At 72.2% G+C, this 14034-nt stretch carries 8 protein-coding genes; 3 read left to right on the top strand and 5 right to left on the bottom strand.

Annotated elements, in window-relative coordinates:
• The first annotated feature begins 56 nt into the window (after positions 1 to 56).
• Complete coding sequence (locus ACFQRJ_RS09065; protein WP_377018687.1) at positions 57 to 3182, top strand: YhgE/Pip family protein; 3126 nt, start codon at positions 57 to 59, stop codon at positions 3180 to 3182.
• A 150-nt stretch (positions 3183 to 3332) separates the two neighbouring features.
• On the opposite strand, the gene ACFQRJ_RS09060 is transcribed toward ACFQRJ_RS09065, so the two are convergent.
• Entirely contained in the window at positions 3333 to 4700 is a 1368-nt protein-coding gene (locus ACFQRJ_RS09060) for a UDP-glucose dehydrogenase family protein (protein ID WP_377018686.1), read from the bottom strand.
• Positions 4701 to 4870: 170 nt separating this feature from the next.
• Positions 4871 to 7789 (bottom strand): ABC transporter transmembrane domain-containing protein, encoded by a 2919-nt coding sequence (locus tag ACFQRJ_RS09055; RefSeq protein ID WP_377018685.1) that lies wholly within the window; start codon positions 7787 to 7789, stop codon positions 4871 to 4873.
• 452 nt (positions 7790 to 8241) lie between these two features.
• Here ACFQRJ_RS09055 and ACFQRJ_RS09050 point away from each other — a divergent pair, with 452 nt between their 5' ends.
• Positions 8242 to 9732, top strand: coding sequence for a hemolysin family protein (locus ACFQRJ_RS09050; protein WP_377018684.1), 1491 nt, complete (start codon positions 8242 to 8244; stop codon positions 9730 to 9732).
• Positions 9729 to 10745 carry a CNNM domain-containing protein gene (locus tag ACFQRJ_RS09045; RefSeq protein WP_377018683.1) on the top strand — a complete coding sequence of 339 codons (1017 nt, stop codon included), beginning with the start codon at positions 9729 to 9731 and terminating at the stop codon, positions 10743 to 10745. Before ACFQRJ_RS09050 ends, ACFQRJ_RS09045 begins: the two co-directional genes overlap by 4 nt.
• Positions 10746 to 10793: 48 nt before the next feature.
• Here ACFQRJ_RS09045 and ACFQRJ_RS09040 read toward each other — a convergent pair whose 3' ends face one another.
• The 3 genes from ACFQRJ_RS09040 to glpX all read right to left on the bottom strand — a co-directional run bounded on the left by ACFQRJ_RS09040 (position 10794) and on the right by glpX (position 13940).
• The gene (locus tag ACFQRJ_RS09040) at positions 10794 to 12014 is read right to left on the bottom strand and encodes a M20 family metallopeptidase (RefSeq protein ID WP_377018682.1); all 1221 of its coding nucleotides are present in this window, start codon (positions 12012 to 12014) and stop codon (positions 10794 to 10796) included.
• 43 nt (positions 12015 to 12057) lie between these two features.
• Positions 12058 to 12786 (bottom strand): NUDIX domain-containing protein, encoded by a 729-nt coding sequence (locus ACFQRJ_RS09035; RefSeq protein ID WP_377019000.1) that lies wholly within the window; start codon positions 12784 to 12786, stop codon positions 12058 to 12060.
• 149 nt (positions 12787 to 12935) lie between these two features.
• On the bottom strand, positions 12936 to 13940 hold the full coding sequence (glpX, locus tag ACFQRJ_RS09030; RefSeq protein ID WP_377018999.1) for a class II fructose-bisphosphatase: 1005 nt from the start codon (positions 13938 to 13940) through the stop codon (positions 12936 to 12938).
• Between the last annotated feature and the right edge of the window lie 94 nt (positions 13941 to 14034).

Here is a 14034-nt window from a genome sequence, read left to right as displayed (position 1 = left end):
CACTTTACTACTGATCGGTAACACGCTCGATACACGAATGTATCGTGCTGTTCGTGATGGGAATCCTCCGCGCTCTCCTGGCCGCCCTCTCCTCGGTGGCCCATGCCCTCCTCGCCGCCGCCCGCTCTGTCGCCGGCTCCGTCGGTCGCAGCCTCTCCGCCGCGGGCAGTGGCGCGGCCGCGCTGCTGCCGGCTGAGTGGAAGAAGCCGATCGCGGCGCTGTTCGTCGTCGGCCTCGCCCTGGTCCCGGTGATCTACTCCGGGAACATGACGTGGTCCTTCCACGACCCCAGCAACAACCTCGACCAGATCACCGCCGCCGTGGTCGACGAGGACGAAGGCGCCACCGCGACCACTCCCAGCGGCGAGGAGACGCAGGTCGACGTCGGCCGCGAGTTCACCGACACCCTGGTGGACATGGACGAGGAGAACGTCTTCGATTTCGTGGAGGTCTCCGCCGCCGAGGCGCAGCGCGGCCTGGAGGACGGTACCTACGGTGCCACCGTCGAGATCCCGAAGGACTTCTCCGCGAACGTCGCCTCGCTCGGCGGGGACGCGGAGCAGGCGGCGCCGGCACTGCTGACGGTGACCACCAACGACACGATCAACTACGTCGGCGGGAACTTCTCGAAGTCCGTCGGCACGGCCCTGACCGACTCGCTGCGCGCCAGCGTGCTGGAGGACTACCTCGACAACATCTACGTCGGCTTCACCACCATCCACGGCGGGATCGTCGATGCGGCCGACGGGGCCGGCGAACTCGCCGACGGCTCCTCCGAGCTCCATGACGGTACCGGCGACCTGGTCTCCGGCAGCGCAGAGCTCACCGACGGCACCGGCGAGCTGGTCGGCGGGACCGACGAACTCGCCACCGGCGCCTCCAACCTGCACGAGGGCAGCCTCGACCTGGTGGTGGGGCTGGATCAGCTCTCGGCCGGCGCGGTTCAGCTGCGCGACGGAACCGCCACGCTGCATGAGGGCGCCGAGGACCTCAGCAGCGGCCTGACCACGCTCGATCAGCAGGGCGCTCCCCTGCGCACCGGGGCCGAGGACCTCGCCGAGGGCACCGACCAGCTCGCCAGCGGCGCCTCGGACCTCTCCGATGGGGCCGGGCAGGTCGCCGGCGGCACGCAGGAGCTCAGCGACACGATCACCGCCGCCCAGCAGCGCGCCGAGGAGCTCGGCGTGACGCCCGAGAGCGTGCAGCGCACCAGCGATGACCTGGTCACGGCCGTCGATGACCTGGAGACCGCCGCCGGCACCGTCAGCGGCATCGCCGAGGATCTCGACCGGCCCGCCACCGACGCCGGCACGATCTCCGAGAGCGCGAGCAACGTAGATGACGCCGCGGGAAGCCTCGATGAGACCGCGCAGGGGCTCGCCACGGACACGGAGGACCGCGCTGACGACGCCCGCACGCTGCAGGACGGCGCCTCGAGCATCGCCGGCGACGTCTCCGAGCTCGACACTGCGGTCACCGACACCCAGACGGCCACATCTGCCGCGGCCGACAGCGCCGCCGCCTCCTCGGACAGCGTCCAGGAGTACACGCAGTCCGTGGACGACCTCGCCCAGCGCTGCGAGGAATCCGGCGCCGACGCCTCGTTCTGCGAGGAGCTCTCGGCCGTCTCCGACACCTCCAAGCAGACCCGTCAGGACGCCGGCCGGGCCAGCGAGGACGCGACCGCCGCGGACGACGCCACCGGCACGGCCGCTGAGCAGTCCACCGGCGTGGCCGAGACGGCCGAGGGCATGACCGGCGCCTCCGACCGGATCACCACCTACCTCGACGAGCTCTCAGCCACCACCACGACCCTCGCCGAGGACACTTCGGCCCTCACCGAGGACACCGGCCCCCTGGCCGACAGCACCAGCACCCTCAGCACCGACCTCTCGACCCTGCGCACCGACGCCACCGAGGCCGCCGACGCCGTGAGCGATCCGGAGCAGGGACAGGATGCCGGTGACCTCGCCGATGACCTCTCCGAGCAGGCGCGCACCGCAGCCGAAGCGCTCCCCGCGGCCTACGACACCCTCCAGCAGGGCGCCGATGATGTGCAGCGGCTGAACAACGGCGCCCAGGACGTCTCCTCGGGGGCCGAGCAGCTGGCCGAGGCCACCGGGACGGCCTCCAGCGGCGCCGATGAGCTGGCCGACGGCGTGGGGCAGTACACCGACGGCGTCGGCACCGCCCGCACCGGCGCCGAACAGCTCGCCGACGGCTCCGGGGAACTCGTCACCGGCGCGGATCAGCTGGCCGACGGAGCCACGGACGCGCGCAACGGTGCCGAACAGCTCGCCGACGGGGCGGGCGACCTCGAGGACGGCGCCGGTCAGCTCGCAGACGGTGCCCGCCAGGTCGACGACGGCGCCGACGAACTGGCCGACGGCGCCACCCAGCTCGACGACGGGGCCGGGCAGCTCGCCGACGGATCCGCCGAGCTGCGAGACGGACTCGAGGATTCCGAGGACGAGGTGCCCTCCTACAGCGAGGACGAGTCCGAGGACCTCGCCCGAACCGCCTCGGACCCGGTCCAGATGCGCTTCGATCGCGCCCATGAGCTCTCCCGTTTCGGCGAGGGCCTGGCTCCGCTGTTCCTGGCGATCAGCCTGTGGGTCGGCGGGATGGCGATCTTCCTCATGATGCCGCCGTTCTCCGCTGCCGCCGCCTCACGCGGGGTGGGGCCGCTGCGGCTGCTGGCCGGTGGTCTGGTCCCGGCGTTCCTGCTGGGGCTGATCCAGTCCGCGATCGCCGTCGGGGCGCTGCGCTGGGGCGTGGGCATCCAGATGCACGATCTGCCGCTGATGTTCGGCCTCTCGGCGCTGACCAGCCTGGTGTTCGTGGCGTTGAACCACGGCTTCGGGGCGATGTTCGGGCCGGTCGGGAAGTTCGTGGCCCTGGTGCTGGTGGCGCTGCAGATCTCCGGGGCGGGCGGCACCTATCCCACCGGCACCCTGCCGGAGTTCTTCCAGGTCATCCACCCCTACCTGCCGATGACCCACGCCGTGGACGCGTTCCGCGGCGCCATCGGCGGCGGCTGGGTCGATCCCACCGGGGACCTCACGTGGCTGGGCGGCTGGCTGCTGTTCGGCGTGGCCATGGGTCTGGCCGGCGCGGTCCTCGCCCGGCGCCGGGCCCTGCGGCTCCAGCACGAGCAGCCGGGCGCCCTCCCCGAGGGGTGAGCACCACGGCCCCGCGCCCGGCAGCACCCGTGCCCGCGGTCGGGCGCCGAACTTTGGCCAGTGACGCCGCATTTTCGGGTGATTGTGCGACGGCACTGGCCAATCTTGGACGCGGGAGGGAGCGGGCGGCGCGGTGGCGGGGCCCGCGCGTCAGGACAGGGCGAGCTCCGGCGCGGAGGCCGTGTCCGCGGCCGGGGCGTCGGGGCGGCCCAGGGCGCGGAACTCCCAGCCCGCCTCACGCCAGTCACGCGGGCTCAGCACGCCCCGGCCATCGACGATCCGCGGGGCCGCGACCAGCTGCGCGGTGGCGACGGGGTCGAGCTCCCGGTACTCGCGCCACTCGGTCAGCAGCAGCACCAGTTCCGCACCTCGCAGCGCCTCGGTGGTGTCGGCCACGGTGGTCATGCCCTCGAAGCGGCGCGCGGCGTTGGCCAGCGCCTCGGGGTCGGTGACGGTGACGTGAGCACCAGCGGACATGAGGCGGGAAGCCACCTCGAGCGCCGGGGAGTCGCGCACGTCGTCGCTGTCGGGCTTGAAGGCGGCGCCGAGAACGGTGATGCGGCGGCCGCGCAACGGGCCGAGCATCTCGCGGGCCAGCTCGACCACGCGCACCCGCCGGCGCTGGTTGACGGCGTCGACCTCGCGCAGGAAGCCGAGCGCCTGGCCGGCTCCGAGGTCCTCGGCGCTGGCGATGAAGGCGCGGATGTCCTTGGGCAGGCAGCCGCCGCCGAAGCCGACGCCGGCGCGCAGGAACTTGCTGCCGATGCGGTCGTCCATGCCCAGGGCGCGGGAGATGTCGGTGACGTCGGCGCCGGTGGCCTCGCACAATTCGGCGATCGCGTTGATGAAGGAGATCTTCGTGGCCAGGAACGCGTTGGCGGAGACCTTGACCAGCTCGGCGGTCTCGAAGCCCATGACCAGGCGCTCCACGTCGCGCTCGAGGATGCCGGCGTAGACCTCGTCGAGCATGGCGATCTCGGTGTCAGCACCGTCCGGATCACGCACACCGTAGACGAGGCGGTCGGGATCCAGGGTGTCCTTGACGGCGAAGCCCTCGCGGAGGAACTCCGGGTTCCACATCACCCGCACGCCCTCGAGCCGTTCGAGACGGTCGGCGAGACCGCGGGCGGTGCCGGCCGGCACGGTGGATTTGCCGACCACCAGCGTCGGCCGGCCGGCCCGGGCCGGGAGCACCTCGGCGAGGGAGCCGGCGGCGGCCTGCAGCGCAGTGAGGTCCGCGCCGAATCCGTCGGCCCGCTGCGGTGTGCCCAGGCTCAGGAAGTGGACCTCCGCATCGGCCAGTTCGGCGTAGTCGGTGGTGAAGCGCAGCCGCCCGGCATCGAGGCCGCGGCGGAGGATCTCGGTGAAACCCGGTTCGTGGAACGGGGCCTCGCCGGCCGAGAGCAGGTCGATGCGGCGGGCGTCGACGTCCAGGCCGATCACGTCGTGGCCGAGCTCGGCCATGCTGGCGGCGTGGACGGCCCCGAGGTACCCCACACCGATGACGGAGATCTTCATCGTGGACCAGCTTTCTCGCGCTGCCCCGGAGCTCACCGGTTCGGCCGACGAACCCGCCAGGGCTCGGACAGTCCGCTCAGTGTGGCGCGCCGAGATGGCCGGGAGGTTGCCGCCCGGTTGAGCGCAGTCGAGAGCCCTGCGACGGTTCGTCGCCGCTCACCGCGCTGCGGTCACCGCACGGAGTCGTCCTGACGGCTGAGCCAGGTCGCCAGGCGGGTGCCGGGATCGGTGGCCAGGGTCGACGGCGCCCCGTCCTCGCGGATGTCTCCGGCGTCCAGCCACAGCACGCGGTCCATCTCCGCGATGGTCTCGGGGTCGCGGCTGCGGACGAGCGCGGTGCGGCCTTCGATGAGCGTGGCCAGGGCCCGCAGCACGGGTCTGCGCTCCGGGCCGGAGAGGTCCGCGTCGGCGGCATCGAGCACGACGACCGGGGCGTCGCGCACCAGCGCCCGGGCGATCGCGACCCGTCGGCGCTGACCGTCGGCGAGGACGTCCCCGCGCCGGTACAGCACGGTGTCCAGCCCGTCGGGCAGCTGCGCGACGAACTCGTCGACGCCGGCCTTCCGCGCGGCCTCGAGCACGTCGGCGTCGGTGGCGTCGGGCCGGCCGATGCGGATGTTCTCGCGCACGGTGTCGGTGAACAGCACCGGTTCGCGCTGGACGACGGCGATCTGCCGGCGCAGGTCGGCGAGCGCGACGGTGCGGGTGTCGAAGCGGTCCAGCAGGACTCGTCCGGTGTCGGGCTGGTCGAAGCGCTGGAGGTAGGCGATCAGGGCCGAGGACTCGTGGCCGGTCTCGTCGAGCAGGGCTATGTGCTGGCCGGCGGGCACCACCAGCGAGACCGTATCGAACAGGTGGCCGCCCTCTGCGTCCTTCGCATCGAGCGCGGAGAACACGATCTCGCCCCGGACACGGCCGACGGGCTGGGTGCGCTGGGGTTCGGCGATGCCGGCGCGGCGCTCCAGGAGTGCGGAGAGGTTCTCGCCCGCGCTGGTCGCGTCGCGGAGAACACCGGTGTGCGGGAGCAGCTCGCGCAGCACCAGGATCGTGATCGCCACGTAGGCGAGGACGAGGACGAGATCTCCGGGAGACATGGAGCCTGCGGCGACCCTGGCGCCTGCCAGGAGCAGCGTGCCCAGCACGCCGATCCCGGCGACGATCTGGGCGAGCAGCTGCAGCAGCGACTGGGAGCGACGGGCCGCGGTCACGGCGCGACCGGCGCGGTTGCCGGCTTCGGTCAGGCCGCGCTCGGAGCGGGTCTCCAGCCCGTAGGACTGGATGGTGCCGGTGGCCGAGACCAGTTCCTCGGCGGTGTCGGCGAGCATGCGCTCCTCGGTGGCGGCCCGGCGATCGGCGGCGCCGGCCCGGCGCAGCACGAACACGGCGGGTACCGCGTAGAGCACCCCGGTGACCAGGAGCACGAGGGCGGCGAGCGGCTCGATGATCACCGTGACGATGAGGAGGGAGGCGAGGGTCAGCACGCCGGCGGCGACACGCGGCCCGGAGTGGGAGAACAGGTCGCGCAGACGGGCGACGTCCTCGATGAGCGCGACGGCTGATTCTCCGTCGGCCTCCGAGCCGCTGGATGAGGCGGTTGCGGCCGGTGCGGCGCCGGCCTTCCTCTCCCCGGAGGTGCCGGGCTCGGGCGTGAGCCGGTGGAGGTGACTGAGCAGACGGCTGCGCAGGTCGGTGGCCATCCGTGTGCCGACGCGGCCCAGAGCCGCGATGCCGATGAAGCGGGTGAGGACCTGCAGGGTCAGGAGCACGGCGAGGACGATGACACTGGTCGTCAGGGCGCCGGCGGGATCGCCCCCGACGCCGCGGATGGCGGGGATCTCCGCGCCGGTCGTGGCGATCGCGGCATCGACCGCGTACTTCAGCGGGAACGGCAGCGCGACCAGCAGCCACACGCTGAGCAGGAGGGCGATCGAGCCGGTGATGTAGCCGGGGCGATGCGCCCGCAGATGGGGGCTGAGCAGGTCGAGCGTGCGCTGCAGCGGGGTCGGACCCTTCTCCTCGCTCGCCTGCGCAACCGGCTCCGCAGTCGGTGTCGTGACCGGCTCACCGCCGGGCGACCCCAGCGTGCCGGGCACGGGATACGCCTTGCCGCGGGCGTCGGCGTCCGCGGGGCGTGTGCGGGGCGGGACGGTTGTCGGCGTGCTCCCCGGGTCTGCGGCGTCCGCGGACTGTTCCGATCCGGCGCTCTCGTCGACGACGGTCCACTGCCTGCCGGTGCCGGGATCTATGTCGAAGGCCTCGGCCGGGTCGTGCTCGATCGGCTCGGGCTCGGCCGGGTCGCGCTCGATCGGCTCGGACTCGGCCGGGTCGTGCTCGATCGGCGCATCCTCGGCCAGCTCATCCTCGATCGGCTCGGCCGGGTCGTGCTCGGTCGGGCCGTCGACGTCCTCCGCGGCTCCGAGGACTTCTGACTGCGGTTCATCGATGCCCTCGACCGGACCCTGGACCCAGGCGTCCTCCCCCGGCGAGGCCGAGGCGAAGCCCGTCTCGTCGGCTCCGGCAGGGACCTCCTCGGCGCGCTCGCCGACCCCGTGGGTCAGGTCTCCGCCCGTCACAGGTCCGTCGTCCGCGGGCGCCGAGACGCCCGCGCCCGGCACGAGGTGGCGGAAGGGCTGCGGGTTGTGGCTCGCCCGCGGGGGCCGACGCACGCGCACGCCGCGACGGGCGATGGGCGCCGCGACCGGATGAACGCCGGGTGAAGCCACGCGCTCGCGGGCCGCCTGCGCGCCATCCTGCGCGTCGCCGACCTGCGAGTCGCCATCCTGTGCGTCGCCGACCTGCACGTCGCCGTCCTCCGCATCGCCGTGTTCCACGGCGTCGTCCTGGCCGACCCCGTCCGAGGCGCTCCCGGACCAGACGTCGGCCTGTTCCTCCTCCGACCACGGCAACGACGGCGTGCGCCGCGCCGGCTCACCGGAGTTGTTCTCCGCTGTTTCCGCGTTCGCCGCCGGTTCCACGTTCTCCGCGGGGCCGGCGTTCTCCGCGGGGCCGCGGTCACCGGTCGCATCGTCGGCCGCGAATCCCTGCATCTGATCCTCGGCGGAATGGTCGGGAGTCGGGACGGTCCTCATGCGAAGGTCACCTCCGAGCGGTGTGCGGGCGCGCCGGGCGCGAGGAAAGGAGACTGCGAAGGCATGGTGGTGGTCCTGGGAGACGTCGGGTCGCGGTCCGCCGGGGATGGCGGGATGACGGTGCTCAGTGTGTCACCGTCGGAGGCAGGACACCGAGATCGTCAGAGATACGGCCCCTTCGTCGTCAGTGCCCTCGATCTGCGCCCAGCCGACGCCGGTCGGCCGCGCCGCGACGTCGCAGAGGACTCGGGACCATTGCTGTATGACGCCGGCCGCCGATCTTGTACGCTCCTGTCACCACACACCAGGAGCGTGAGAATCACCGCCATGGGCCGACCTTCGAGCCGCCCCGGGTCTCCTGATGACCCGGGCGACTGTTGCACCTCGACCGCATCCGATGACCGCCTGAGGGCCGGCGACCCCGCCGGCCTCGGCCCCTGGGGGCCGAGGCGATGATCGAGGCCCTCGTCCTGCTCCTGCTGGGGATCCTCGCGATGGCGGCGATCATCGCGGCCAATGGCTACTTCGTCGCCCAGGAATTCGCCTACATGTCTGTGGATCGGGCGCGGTTGCGAGCGCGCGCGGAGGAAGGCGACAAGGCGGCCGCAGCAGCTCTCGCGGTGACGCGCCGTACCTCGTTCATGCTCTCGGGAGCCCAGCTCGGGATCACCGTGACCGGCCTGATGGTCGGGTACGTCGCCGAACCGCTGGTAGGCCGCTCGCTCGGCATGATGCTGGGCGGCGTCGGCGTCCCCTCGGTGGTGAGCATCTCGGTGGGCACGGTCAGCGCCCTGGCCGTGGCCACCGTCGTGCAGATGGTCTTCGGTGAGCTCTATCCGAAGAACTTGGCCATCGCCGCGCCGGAGCCCCTGGCCCGCGCCCTGGCGCGCTCGACCCGGATCTATCTCGCCGCCTTCGGATGGTTGATCACGGTCTTCGACCACGCGGCGAACGCCTTGCTGCGCCTGCTGCGCATAGAGCCGGTCCACGACGTGGACACGACCGCCACCGCGGCCGACCTCGACCGGATCGTCGCCGACTCCCGCGAGAGCGGAGATCTCCCCGAAGAGCTGTCGATGCTCATCGACCGGGTCCTCGAGTTCCCCGATCGCACGGTCGAGCACGCCATGATCCCCCGCTCCCGCGCCGGCACCGTGACTCCGGAGACCACGATCGCCGAGCTGTACGGGCGCATGGCCGGCGGTCACACCCGGTACCCGGTGCTCTCCGAGGACGAGGAACCCGTCGGAGTCGCCCAGCTCGGGGACCTGCTCGAGCGCGATGACCTCGGGGATGCCCCGGTCTCGGGCGTGATGCGTGATCCCCTCGTGCTGCCCACTCTGGCCCCTCTGCCCGAAGCCCTCGACGCGATGACGGAGTCGGGTCGTCAGCTGGCATGCATCATCGACGAGTACGGCGGATTCTCCGGCATCCTCACCCTGGAGGATCTCGCCGAGGAACTCATCGGGGAGATCGGCGACGAGCACGACGATGAGCCTCCTCCGTCCATCGAGTCGGAGTCGGAGACGGCGTGGACGATGGACGGTGACGTCCACGTGGACGAGGTCGCACGCGCCATCGGCGCGCAGCTGCCCGAAGGTGACTACGAGACACTCGCGGGCCTGGTGATCGCGACGCACGAACAGCTTCCCGAACCGGGGCAGGTCGTGCGTGTCGAGCTCCCGCCCGATCCCCGCGAACTCATCCTCGACGAACCTCCGCGACGGGCCCTGGAGATCGTGGTGCGGGAGGTGGCCCGACATGTCCCCAGCGAGCTGCACCTGCGGCTGACCGAGGCGGACGACGCGGCAGAGCGAGCCGCCGAGACATCCGAGGGAGTCGTCGAAGCATCCGAGAGCGCTGATGGAGGCTCCGAGGGCGGGGAACCGGACAGCCGCGGTGACCGGTCATCGGCCACGACGGACGAGGAGGAGCAGCGATGACGAATCCCCTCGTGGTCACGGCGGTCACCGTGGCCCTGATCGTGCTCAGTGCGTTCTTCGTGATCATCGAGTTCTCGCTCCTGGGGGCACGCAGGCACCGCCTCGAGACGGAGGCGCCGACGAGTCGCTCGGCGCGGGCCGCCCTCCGCGGCATCAACGAGCTGACCATGATGCTCGCCGGTGCACAGCTCGGCATCACAGCCTGCACCTTCGCCCTCGGCGCCGTGACCAAGCCGGCGGTCGACGCGTGGGTCGGGCCGGTGCTCACCGGGTGGGGCGTGCCCGCTTCCCTCGCCGACGTCTCCGCCTTCGCCTTCTCGCTCCTGCTGGTGACCTTCCTGCACCTGGTCGTCGGCGAGATGGCACCGAAGTCCTGGGCGATCGCCCATCCGGAGCTCTCGGCGAAGCTGATCGGCGTGCCCTCGCGCCTGTTCGTGGCGGTGGTCCGGCCGCTGCTGGTCTTCGTCAACGCCGTGGCCAACAGGCTGGTCGCCGCGAGCGGGGTCACGCCGGCGGAGCGGGCCGCCGTCGGCGGCCAGGACGCGGCCACCATCCGCCAGCTCGTCGAGCACTCCTCCTCAAGCGGCACTCTCGACCCCGTGTTCCATCCCCAGCTGTCCGGCGCTCTGGAACTGGCCGAACTCCGGCTCGCCGACCTCGTCGAGGGACGCGAACGGCCGACGACCGTTCCCGCGGACGCCACGGTCGCCGACGTGCGCTCCGCCGCGGCCCGCTCGCATCACATGCGCATCCTGGTGGAGGACCCGCGCGGCGCCCCGCACGTCGTCCACGTGCGCGACGTGCTCCTGGAATCCGCCGACCGTCCCGCCCGGGATCTGGCCCGCCCGGCCTTCACCCTGGCCGCGTCCACGCCGGTCTACGACGCGCTCGCACGGGCGCGCGATGGCCGTGAGCAGCTGATCGCGGTCATGGACGACGGCGAGCGGTTCGTCGGAGTGGTCACCCTCTCCGACATCTTGCGCCGCGTCCTGCCCGTCGATCTCGCGACCTGATCCCGCTGCTCATCGATCGGGGACGGACCGGACCCGGCCCGGACCGCCTCAGCCGTCGTCGTGGACGCCGGCGAGCTCGGCCGCACGGGCGAGGATGGCGGCGCGGCGCTCGGGGTCGGCGGCGACGTCGTGGATCACCCAGGCCATCGCCACGGCCGCATCGTCCATCAGCCGGTATCCCTGCTCGCTGGCGGCATGGGTGGCGAATTCGCGCGTGTGCAGGGCACCGCCGGCTCCGGTGATCCCGACGAACGGGTGCAGGCCCGGCACGCGCTGGGACACGTTGCCCATGTCGGTGGAGGCCGCCATGACGCCGAGCGAGCCCTCCAGCGGGCGCCCCAGTACCTCCATGGCCTCGTTCCACGCGGTGCCCAGCACCTCGTCCTGCAGCAGCGGCTCGTAGACGGGCTCGGAGGCCGCGATCTCCAGGGAACAGCCGGTGCCCACGGCTCCGGCCTCGAGGCAGGCGAACAGACTCTCGCGCAGCTGCTCGAACTCCGGCATAGTCAGCGCCCGGCACTCGAGGTCGATCACCGCGGTCTCGGGAATGATGTTGGTGACCCCGGACTGCTGCGGCACCAGGGCCAGGCGCTGGCCGTCCTTGACCCGCTGGCGCAGCAGGCCGGCCCCGACCTGCGCGATCACCGCGGCATCGTTCGCGTTCACGCCGTCGGTGGGGTTGGCGGCGGCGTGGGCGCCGCGACCGGTGTAGGTCGCGCGCCAGCGGCCGACGGCCTGGCTGGTCGAGCCCAGCACGTCATAGGTCCCGGTGTGCGCGGTGGGGTGGGACATCAACGACAGATGCACTCCCTCGAACACGCCGCGCTCGATCAGCAGCTGCTTGCCGCCGCCGTGCTCTTCCGCCGGCGTACCGATGACCTGCAGCGTCACGTCCAGGCGGTCGACCATGCCGGCGAGGGCGAGGGCGGCGCCGAGCGAGGAGCCGGCGATGAGGTTGTGCCCGCAGCCGTGGCCGATCTCGGGCAGGGCGTCGTACTCGACGCAGAGGGAGGCGACCAGGGATCCGCTGCCGTAGGTGGCGCGGAACGCGGTGGGCAGCTCCGCGATCCCGCGCTCGACGGCGAAGCCCGCGTCCTCGAGGAGGTCCGCACAGCGGTCGTGTGCTCGCTGCTCCTCGAACGCGATCTCGGGGTCGGCGTGGATTGCGCGGGCGAGGGCGTGGACGTCGTCCCGTCGGTCGCGGTAGGACGCGGCGATCGCGGCCTTGGCGGGATCAGGGTGAGCGGGGGCGGCGTCGGTGGTGGTCACACAGCGATCCTGCCACGATGCGTGGCCAGCTGCCGGGAGCCGCCTACTGCCCCGAGCGCAGCAGCGGCGGGATCAGTGCGGTGCCGGGACCGGCGGAGTACAGCCGCGCTGGGCGCCCGCCCGTCGGCGCGGCATGGCGGTCCAGCTCGACCAGGAAGCCTTCGGTGCGAGTGGCTTTGCGATGGAAGTTGCCGGCGTCCAGCGTCGTGCCCCAGACGCTCTCGTAGACCCCGCGCAGCTGGGAGATCGTGAACTCCGGCGGCAGGAAGGTGACCGCGAGCGTCGTGTACTCCAGCTTCGCGCGCGCCCGCTCGACGGCACTGTCCAGGACGACGTCATGATCGAAGGCCAGGTCGATCGCCGCGAGATCATCGACGGGCCACCAGCGGGCGTCGGCGACGTCCTCGCCGCGCTGGGGATCGGGAAGGTCCGCGCCGAGGGCCATGAAGGCCACCGAGACCACGCGGCCGCGGGGGTCGCGGTCCGGGGCACCGAAAGTGCGCACCTGTTCGAGGTGGACGGTGAAGTCCCCGAGCGAGGCCTCGTCGGCCAGCACCCGGTAGGCGGCGTCCTCGAGGTCCTCGTCCAGCTGTACGAAGCCACCGGGCAGCGCCCACGCGTCGCGGAAGGGTTCGTCCTCGCGCCGCACCAGCAGCACGTTGAGCCGACCCCCGCGCAGGGTCAGCACGATCAGGTCGACGGCGACATGGACCTGCTGGTCAGTGGCCTGTTCCGTGACCGGGGCGCGGCCCGTGACTGGGGCGCGGCCCATCGCCGGGGCGCCGTCCGTCGCCGGGGCCCGGTCCGGAGCCGGGGCGAGGGCTTCGTCTGAGGAGGGCATGGGTTCAGGTTAGAGCCGCCTGAGCTCGCCCCGGCCCCCACTGCAGTGCGACTCACAGCCCCGGACCGGCGCGCACTCCCTCACACGGCGATCCAGCGGGCCCACTTCTCGGCACGGTGCTCGGCCTCGACGATCCGCACGGTGCCCGAGGTGGACCGCATGACGATGGACTCGGTGGTGATCCGGTCGGCCTGGTACTTCACGCCGCTGAGCAGGTCGCCGTCGGTGATGCCGGTGGCGGCGAAGTAGCAGTTGTCGGAGGTGACCAGATCGTCCGTGGTCAGCACGCGCTCGAGGTCGTGGCCCGCGTCGAGCGCCTGCTGGCGTTCAGCGTCGTCCTTCGGGGCGAGGCGGGCCTGCAGGATGCCGCCGGTGGCCTTGACCGCGCAGGCGGCGATGATGCCCTCGGGGGTGCCTCCGGTGCCCAGCAGCATGTCCACGCCGGCGCCGCGGGCGGCGGCGATGGCCCCGGCGACATCGCCGTCCATGATGAATTTGACGCGCGCCCCGGCCTCGCGGATCTCGCGGACGAGCGCCTCGTGGCGGGGCCGCTCCAGGACGCAGACGTTGACCTGGCTGACGGGCTTGCCGAGCGCCTTGGCCACGAGGTTGATGTTCTGCCGGATGGGCAGGCGCAGATCGACGAACTCGGCCGCTGCGGGGCCGACGACCATCTTCTCCATGTAGAACACCGCCGAGGGGTCGTACATGCTCCCCTTCTCGGCGACGGCGAACACCGACAGGGCGTTGTTGTACGCCATCGCCGTCAGGCGGGTGCCGTCGATGGGGTCGACCGCGACGTCGACGTCCGGCCCGTTCCCGTCGCCGACCTTCTCGCCGTTGAACAGCATCGGGGCCTCGTCCTTCTCCCCTTCGCCGATGACGACGGTGCCGTTCATGCGGACGGTGTCCATGAAGGAGCGCATGGCGTCGACGGCGGCGCCGTCGGCCCGGTTCTTGTCGCCGGCGCCGACCCAGCGGCCCCCGGCGATGGCGGCGGCCTCGGTCACGCGGACCAGTTCGAGGGCGAGGTTCCGGTCGGGGCCGTTGACGGTGTGATCGTCCGAGGGGGCATCGCTGGGCATGGTGTTCACGGGGTCCTCCGTCGTCGTCGAGCTCAGGGAGCGGCGCCTGACCGACGGCCTGCCGGAGCGACAGGCCGATCGGTGCCTGACGTGC

The sequence above is a fragment of the Brachybacterium sp. GCM10030252 genome (genome assembly GCF_042666535.1).
In the GTDB taxonomy this organism is placed as follows: Bacteria; Actinomycetota; Actinomycetes; order Actinomycetales; family Dermabacteraceae; genus Brachybacterium.
The sequence above is the reverse complement of the archived record's forward strand: the minus strand, read 5'-3'. Positions and strand labels throughout refer to the sequence as shown.

Coding starts and splice junctions, on each gene's coding strand:
- glpX (WP_377018999.1), bottom strand. CDS start 13,940: ATGCCCAGCGATGCCCCCTCGGACGATCACACCGTCAACGGCCCCGAC.
- ACFQRJ_RS09065 (WP_377018687.1), top strand. CDS start 57: ATGGGAATCCTCCGCGCTCTCCTGGCCGCCCTCTCCTCGGTGGCCCAT.
- ACFQRJ_RS09045 (WP_377018683.1), top strand. CDS start 9,729: ATGACGAATCCCCTCGTGGTCACGGCGGTCACCGTGGCCCTGATCGTG.
- ACFQRJ_RS09035 (WP_377019000.1), bottom strand. CDS start 12,786: ATGGGCCGCGCCCCAGTCACGGGCCGCGCCCCGGTCACGGAACAGGCC.
- ACFQRJ_RS09060 (WP_377018686.1), bottom strand. CDS start 4,700: ATGAAGATCTCCGTCATCGGTGTGGGGTACCTCGGGGCCGTCCACGCC.
- ACFQRJ_RS09050 (WP_377018684.1), top strand. CDS start 8,242: ATGATCGAGGCCCTCGTCCTGCTCCTGCTGGGGATCCTCGCGATGGCG.
- ACFQRJ_RS09055 (WP_377018685.1), bottom strand. CDS start 7,789: ATGAGGACCGTCCCGACTCCCGACCATTCCGCCGAGGATCAGATGCAG.